The sequence below is a fragment of the Micromonospora sp. MH33 genome (assembly GCF_003013775.1).
In the GTDB taxonomy this organism is placed as follows: Bacteria; Actinomycetota; Actinomycetes; order Mycobacteriales; family Micromonosporaceae; genus Micromonospora; species Micromonospora fulviviridis.
The window spans coordinates 1-1,879 of the sequence record NZ_MUYZ01000584.1 but is presented as its reverse complement, the minus strand read 5'-3'; the positions used below and the strand labels follow the sequence as shown (position 1 = coordinate 1,879).

General features: G+C 79.4%; 1 protein-coding gene. It reads right to left on the bottom strand.

Annotated elements, in window-relative coordinates; all coding sequences use genetic code 11:
- A partial coding sequence (locus B0E53_RS38265; protein ID WP_348639693.1) for an AAA family ATPase occupies positions 1 to 1,879 on the bottom strand: 1,879 nt, incomplete at both ends.

Below are 1,879 nucleotides of genomic sequence, written 5' to 3'. Positions count from 1 at the left end.
CCGGACGGCCGCCGCGCGGTACGCCGCCTCGGCCTCGGCGCGGTGGCCGGCGACGGCGAGCCGGAGGGCGGCGTACCAGGCGGTGAAGACGCCGACCAGGGGCAGTTCGTAGCGGGCGGCGAGCCGGTCGGCGGCGGCCGCGTGGGCGTCGGCGGCGGCGAGGTCGGCGTGGGCGCAGTGCGCCTGGAGTGCGATGAGGTGCCCGAGCACCTCGAAGGTGACCAGCCCGTGCCGGGCAGCCAGGTCGACCAGTTCGGCGCCGACGCGGGCGCGTTCCGGTGCCCGGCCGGCCCGGTCGAAGGAGTGCATGAAGCGGGCGTTGAGCGCGAACGCCAGCAGCGCCGGGTCACCGAGCCGGCGGGCGATCCCCTCGGCCTCGGCGGCCGCCCGCCGGCCCCGGTCGCCGGTCTCGCCACGCAACTCCAGGGCGAGGGTGCAGAGCAGCCGGCCGCGCCGGACCGCCTGGCCGGCGGGGAGCGCGGCGAGTGCGGCCTCGGCGGCGGCGACGATGCGGCGGGACAGCTCCTCGTCGTCGTTGCGGGTCCAGACGGCCGGCACGTCGAACGCGGCCAGCACGTCCGCGGTGAGCCCGGGGTCGGCGAGCCGTTCGACGGCGGCGACCGCCTCGGCCCGCAGCCCGCGGGTCCGGTCGAGGTGGCCGGTGACGGCGAGGTTGCGACCCCAGCCGATGACCGCCGCCAGCCTCGCGCGTACGTCGTTCCCGCCGGCCCGGTCGTGGGCGGCGACGGCCTGCTGCCAGAGCCGGGCCGCCTCGTGCGGGTGGCTGCGCCGCTCGGCCCGTTCGGCGGCGGCAGCGGCGTACCGGGCGGCGCGGGTCGCGGCGTCCGGACCGGGGGCCTGTCCGAAGTGGTGGGCGAGGGCGGCGACGTCGTCCGGCCGGAGCCGTTCGAGCGCCGCGCCGGCGGCCGCGTGCCAGCGGGCCCGGCGCGGGGCGGACAGGTCGGCGTAGAGGGTGTCGCGGACCAGGATGTGGCCGAAGCGGGTGCCGTCGGGGGTGAGGAAGCCGGCCTGCGCGGCCCGGTCCACGGCGTCCAGCATGGCCTCCTCGCCGGCCAGCGCGGCCAGCACGTCCGCGTCGAGGTCACGGCCGAGCACCGCGGCCTGCCGCAGCACGGTCCGGGTCGACTCGGGCAGCTGCGCCAGGCGGTGCCGGATGACGTCCCGCACGCCGGCCGGGACGGTGTCCAGCGCGGCGGCCCCCTCGACGGCGAGCAGCCGGGCCAGTTCCCGGGCGAAGAACGGGTTGCCGCCGCTGCGCCGGTGCAGCACCCGCACGGTGTCCCCGTCCGCCGGCCCGGCGACGGCCCGGACCAGGTCGGCGGTCTCCGCCTCGGCGAGCCCGCCCAGGTAGACCCGGACCGGTTCGGTGCGGGCGAGGCGGGCCAGGGCACCGGTCAGCGACGGGGTGATCCCGGTGGCCCGGTACGTGCCGACCGCCAGCACCGGCCCGGTCACCGGCTCCGGGCCGGTGAACAGCGCGGTGAGCAGGTCGAGGGTGTCCTCGTCGGCCCGGTGCAGGTCGTCGAGGACGAGCAGCACCGGGCCGTGTCGCGCCGCCGCGCCGAGCCGGGTGACCGCGATCCGGCGCAGCCGGTACCGGGCCACTGCCGGCTCGTTGGCGACGGGCACGTCCACCGGAGCGTCGCCGAGCGACCCGCCGGACACGCCACCGGGAACCGGCGCGCCGTACGGTCCGCCGGCCACCGATCCACCGGCGACCGCCGGTTCCTCCGGTTCCGCCGCGTCGGGCAGGGCCGCGGCGAGCTGCGTCCACGGCCAGGCGGCCGGGGCGCCCTCGTACTCGGGGACCCGCCCGACGGCGCAGGTCCAGCCGGTGGCGGCGAGCCGGTCGGCCAGC